Below are 5,056 nucleotides of genomic sequence, written 5' to 3'. Positions count from 1 at the left end.
TGGGTATAAAACGAGGGAAGCAGGACGGCTGGGGCAGCCGCAGGCATTGGCGGTCGCGTTAAGTTTTTGCCGCTTGCTTGGGCTGGGATGCCCAAAACAAGCTTTCGCAAAAATAGCGACTCCCTTCTAGTTTTTGAGGCTGACCACCCTGTTCGCAACATGAAAATATTAAAACGTGTCGCGCAGGAAGAGATATTACTGGAATCATCCTACGCTACACAGCGTTTCTCATTCGATGTCGTGTTTCCGGAGCTTTATACCACATATGTTTTTCGATGGTCGTGGCAAGGGTAAAATCTCAACCTGATACGATGTACCTCACTATGCATCAAGGTCAGATCCTGAAAATAACTGGGGTCAGAGTAAAGTTAAATGCCTAACATGGCTCTCAATCGGAGCGCGGTTATAATGTGGTTTTGTTTTATACGGCCGTACGGCGGATAAATTGTAGGGAGGGTTAGCCGCGCAATAGGGTTGGGCTTGAATCTGCCCTGGAGGTCGCGCACGGTAAATCCTTACCTAAGGCCGTAAGTCGGATAAAATGTAGGCGGATTAGTCGCGCAAATATACGGATATATCCGTTTTGATTGTTCTATGGGCGCGACGTAATCCGCCAACTGCGGTGTTCATTGATATGGCGGATTACGACGCGCGGCAAATCTTTACATAAATGGATTGAGGGGGTTGTACGTCTCGGCAACCGCTCCATGCGTTGCCCTACCTCCTGCTTCCATGCAGTCGTAATCCGCCCAATACTGATAAAGGAGCAAATCATGAACGAACCAGAGAACCCAAAGTCAGGCAGCGGCCTCACCGCTGCCCAAGAATATCTGAGCCAACTCTGGGAGGAACATGTGCGACACGAGTTCGCCACCCACAACACCGAGGACACCCTCGCCACCATGGTCGAGGACGCCTACGTGAACCATATCCCTGTGCTCACCGGGGGCGTGGGGCGGGACGAGTTGCGAGAGTTTTATTCCAGGCGTTTCATTCCTCAGATGCCTCCGGATACGGAAATGACTTCAATCTCGCGAATCATTGGCAACAATCAACTCGTGGATGAAATGGTGTTCAAGTTCACTCATACCATCCGCATGGACTGGATGCTGCCGGGCCTTGCTCCTACGGGAAGGCGAGTGGAGGTGCCGCTGGTCGCCATTGTCAAATTCCGTGAGGGCAAGTTGGCGCACGAGCACATTTACTGGGACCAAGCGTCCGTGCTCGTTCAACTCGGGTTGATCGAAGCCGACACGCTGCCCGTCGCGGGTATTGAAAGCGCACGTAAGGCCCTCGATCCGAGCTTGCCGTCGAACGCCCTGATGGGTCCCGGCGACCAAAGCAAGGGCCGTAGGATGGGCTAAACAACGTGCAGCCCATCACTCGCGAACGATGCGCTTCCCTTTGTTCAGATCATCCTACACTGGCTTTCTCATTTTTAAGTTTTCTCGGCCCACGCCCGGATTGCTTTACGTCCGTACGGCGGATAAATTGTAGGGAGGGTTAGTCGCGCAATAGGGTTGGGCTTGAATCTGCCCTGGAGGTCGCGCGCGGTAAATCCTTACCTAGTACGAAGGTTAAATGGTTAAATGGTTAAATGGTTTGCGCGTCTAATCTGCCCTTGCTTTATAATTATCATTTAGCCCAATTCTTACTTCACTACAAAAGGAACCATTATGAAACTGAAACTCATGTCACTCTCCACCATACTGTGTGCTGGCAGTGCAATGGCTGGCACAATGGTGCAATTGTCCATGGTCGATGCAAATGGCGTTGGCTCCAGTGTTGGGCAGGTATCAATCTCCGAATCAAAGTACGGCATGGTGTTTACCCCTGCACTGAAAGGACTCCCGCCTGGAACGCATGGGTTTCATTTACACCAGAGCCCGAGTTGTGACGCAAAGGAGAAAGATGGGAAAATGACCCCTGCGCTTGCCGCGGGTGGCCATTACGACCCGCTCGACACAAAACTCCACGGCACCCCTTGGGGTGAAGGCCACCTGGGCGATTTGCCCGCACTCTTTGTGGACGCAAAAGGTAACGCCAGTCAGCCGGTGCTTGCCCCTCGTCTTAAGGCGACAGATATCGCAGGCCGTTCGCTGATGGTGCATGTGGGTGGGGACAATCACGCGGATCAACCTGCACCCCTTGGCGGCGGCGGTGCGCGAATGGCATGTGGCGTTATCAAATAAAAGTGCCGTAGTCAGGTAGCGTACCTTCCGATGTTTAATGGTACGCGATGCGCACTTTACTTTGCTCATTTTTACGTTTTCTCGACCCGCGCCCGGATTGCTTTAGGTTAGATTCATACAGAAATGTTGGAGGTTATAGTGAATACTGCAAAAGATGAGATTCAGTCGTTGCTTCAAAAGTTGCCTGATGACTGCACATTCGAAGATATCCAGTACCATCTTTATGTGATTGAGAAGTTGCGTAAAGGTATTGAAAGGGCTGAGAGCGAAGGGGTGGTTTCCCAAGAGGAAGTTGAAAAGCGGCTCAGCAAATGGGCTTCAAAGTAGTCTGGTCACCCGAAGCAGTTGAAGACTTGGAATCGATTGCAGAATATATCGGGCGGGACTCAGAATTCTATGCCCGGGCAGTCGTAACGAAGATTTTAGGGATAACTCGAAGCATTCAGGATTTTCCATGGATAGGAAGGGTGGTTCCAGAACTCGACGATGGGAATATCAGGGAACGCTTTGTATACAGCTATCGGGTTGTGTATTAGGTGGATGAGAACCGGATTCTTGTTATGGCTGTAATTCACGGAAAGCGGTTAATCGAAAACATTTCGGAAAGATTCGGGAAATCTCCGTAAGCACATAATTTCGTTTTGGCCGATCACACTCCCCGCATCTTGAAGTTTTCAGATCAAGCCCAGAGTCATAAAGATTAAACTCCCTCTTTACATTAAACCTGAAAAAGGTTGGACTTTGACCCATCCACCTGTTTTGACGGCAGTTTGGTCGTGGTCGAGAATAATAAAGGCGTTTGCAAGGCTCATTGAGCGGAGTATGCCGGAGCCTTGTTTTCCTGTGGTCTTGACCGTCCATATCCCATTAGCATTTTGTTCGATGATGCCGCGCTGGATTTCGGTGCGTCCCGGTTTTTTGCGTAAGTCTTCGGTCGATTGCGCTAAAAAAATGGGTGCGATGGGTTTGTCTTTGATACCCAGCATTTTCTCCAGGGCAGGCAAAACGAACTGGCAAAAAGTTACCATAACGGCGACTGGATTGCCGGGTAAGCCGAAGAAAACGCAGTTATTGATTTTACCAAATGCCAAAGGCCGGCCAGGTTTTATGGCAATTTTCCAGAAACGGATTGCGCCGGATGTTTGTAACGCGGTTTTGGTGTAATCGGCTGCACCGACCGATACGCCGCCTGTCGAGATAATGACATCGGCGTACTCGCTGGCTTCTTGAAATGTTTTTGTTAAATCTTCCAGGTTGTCTTTGTGGATACCCAGATTGACGGCTTCAATATCGGGCCGATCCAGCGTGGTGAGCAGGAGATAACGGTTGCTGTCATAGAGTGTTCCGGGCGTTAGCGGTTGGCCTATGCTGTGAATCTCGTTACCGGTTGAGATGATCGCCACTTTGAGCTTGCGGTTAACATTGACCTCGGCAATCCCCAATGATGCCATCAGGCCAATATCGGCGGGAGTCAAGACTCTGCCGGGATGTAAGATGGTTTCCCCCAGTCGAATATCTTCCCCAGCCTTGCGGATGTTTTGGCCGGGCTTGTGCCTAGCGTCGATCAGGATAGTGTCGTCATGCCTTTCTGTATGTTCCTGCATAACAACGGCATCGACCTGATCGGGGATGATTGCTCCGGTCATAATGCGAACGCACTGGCCTGATTTTAGGGTTCCTGTAAAGGGTTCGCCCGCATACGCTTCGCCGATGACTTCAAGTGCGGTTGTGCCATGTTGTGATAGCTTGATTTGAGATAAGCCAGCACAGCAAATGCCATAACCGTCAACCGCAGAGTTGGTATGTGCAGGCACGTTAAAGGGCGCGGTGATGGTTTCGGTAAGGATACGCTTGCTAGCGGTTTCTATTGCTATTCGTTCGTATCCGCTGGCGTGTTGGACATCGGCAAAAATTAACGACAATGCCTCATTAACGGAAATCAGCCCCGCCTCGTCAATATCGGTACAGCTGGGTTTTGTATTAATCACTGATGTTACGCGCTAGTGTTCATTTATATATTTTGTGATTTATGTGTCGCTACCGCGACGCTACTTTTAACCGGGTTCTCGCACCCGAAGGCGAGCTACTTTCTTTTGCTTCGCCAAAAGAAAGTAGCCAAAGAAAAGGCGACCCGGATGCCGCTTGCTTCCTGCGCTCCGGTGTTTTTACCGGGGGTTGCCAAAAGGGACTCCTGTTCCTTTGGCAACGCGCGGCTTCCCTGCCGCGCCCCTAACGGGCAATTCCCGATAAAACCGCCGGTGCTCGGCGCGGCATACGGGAAGATTAAAGTTACCTGCGTAACATCACTTAGAGCTTATCCGCCAATAACTTGATAAATTCTATATAGTAGTGAAAGAATTGCAATCAATTGCTTTACTAAAGGTTGCCATTCGTTGAAAAGACCACAAAGCCGGAAAGTTCCCGATGCTTTTTGGGTGCGCGTGGAGCGGCTGACACCAGGACGGCAAAGGGATTGTGGCAAGGCTTATAAACGCAAGCCAGGCGGGGGCAGGACACCCCAAGGCCCACGGAAAGTGTTTGAAGGCATCCTGTACGTGTTGCGGACGGGCCGCCCATGGGAAGCGCTCCCCAAGGGCGGCGTTGGCGGCGCCAGCGCAGTCCCCCAGTGTTTCCTGGAATGGCGGGCGGCGGGGCTGTTCGAGGGGCCATGGCGGGCCGGCCTGCCGGAATACAGCGAACTGGGGGGCTTGCCCGGGAATGGCAAGGCCTGGGCGGCGCGATGGCCAAGGCACCGACGGCGTTGGAACCGGTGGGCAGGGACCCCACCGGCCGGGGAGAAAAGGCAGCAACAGGGGCCTGTTGGTTGACGGACGGGGTGTGCCCTTGTCGATGGTGCCCGGCGG

Annotated in this window: 7 protein-coding genes; 6 read left to right on the top strand and 1 reads right to left on the bottom strand. The window is 51.9% G+C overall.

Going from position 1 to position 5,056, the window contains the following annotated elements; all coding sequences use genetic code 11:
* The first annotated feature begins 773 nt into the window (after positions 1-773).
* The 4 genes from ACLQ6D_RS03085 (at position 774) to ACLQ6D_RS03070 (ending at position 2,728) form a co-directional block, all read left to right on the top strand.
* Positions 774-1,364, top strand: a complete 591-nt coding sequence (locus tag ACLQ6D_RS03085) for an ester cyclase (protein ID WP_411725799.1) — start codon at positions 774-776, stop codon at positions 1,362-1,364.
* Between the two features lie 312 nt (positions 1,365-1,676).
* Entirely contained in the window at positions 1,677-2,192 is a 516-nt protein-coding gene (sodC, locus tag ACLQ6D_RS03080) for a superoxide dismutase [Cu-Zn] SodC (protein ID WP_411725798.1), read from the top strand.
* A 138-nt stretch (positions 2,193-2,330) separates the two neighbouring features.
* Positions 2,331-2,519, top strand: a complete 189-nt coding sequence (locus ACLQ6D_RS03075) for a hypothetical protein (protein ID WP_411725796.1) — start codon at positions 2,331-2,333, stop codon at positions 2,517-2,519.
* Positions 2,504-2,728 (top strand): type II toxin-antitoxin system RelE/ParE family toxin, encoded by a 225-nt coding sequence (locus tag ACLQ6D_RS03070; protein WP_411725795.1) that lies wholly within the window; start codon positions 2,504-2,506, stop codon positions 2,726-2,728. The genes ACLQ6D_RS03075 and ACLQ6D_RS03070 overlap by 16 nt, the downstream gene beginning before the upstream one ends.
* Positions 2,729-2,905: 177 nt before the next feature.
* Here the strand turns inward: ACLQ6D_RS03070 and glp are convergent, their stop codons facing one another.
* Complete coding sequence (gene glp / locus ACLQ6D_RS03065; RefSeq protein WP_411725794.1) at positions 2,906-4,180, bottom strand: gephyrin-like molybdotransferase Glp; 1,275 nt, start codon at positions 4,178-4,180, stop codon at positions 2,906-2,908.
* Positions 4,181-4,221: 41 nt separating this feature from the next.
* On the opposite strand from glp, the gene ACLQ6D_RS03060 reads away from it, so the two are divergent.
* Both ACLQ6D_RS03060 and ACLQ6D_RS03055 read left to right on the top strand, forming a co-directional pair.
* The gene (locus ACLQ6D_RS03060; RefSeq protein WP_411725793.1) at positions 4,222-4,425 is read left to right on the top strand and encodes a hypothetical protein; all 204 of its coding nucleotides are present in this window, start codon (positions 4,222-4,224) and stop codon (positions 4,423-4,425) included.
* Between the two features lie 160 nt (positions 4,426-4,585).
* Complete coding sequence (locus tag ACLQ6D_RS03055) at positions 4,586-5,020, top strand: transposase (RefSeq protein ID WP_411725792.1); 435 nt, start codon at positions 4,586-4,588, stop codon at positions 5,018-5,020.
* The last annotated feature ends 36 nt before the right edge of the window (positions 5,021-5,056 follow it).

Origin of the sequence: Methyloglobulus sp. (assembly GCF_046714055.1) — a bacterium.
In the GTDB taxonomy this organism is placed as follows: Bacteria; Pseudomonadota; Gammaproteobacteria; order Methylococcales; family Methylomonadaceae; genus Methyloglobulus.
This window is presented reverse-complemented; position numbering and strand designations above follow the sequence as displayed.

Coding starts and splice junctions, on each gene's coding strand:
- sodC (WP_411725798.1), top strand. CDS start 1,677: ATGAAACTGAAACTCATGTCACTCTCCACCATACTGTGTGCTGGCAGT.
- ACLQ6D_RS03070 (WP_411725795.1), top strand. CDS start 2,504: ATGGGCTTCAAAGTAGTCTGGTCACCCGAAGCAGTTGAAGACTTGGAA.
- ACLQ6D_RS03085 (WP_411725799.1), top strand. CDS start 774: ATGAACGAACCAGAGAACCCAAAGTCAGGCAGCGGCCTCACCGCTGCC.
- ACLQ6D_RS03060 (WP_411725793.1), top strand. CDS start 4,222: ATGTGTCGCTACCGCGACGCTACTTTTAACCGGGTTCTCGCACCCGAA.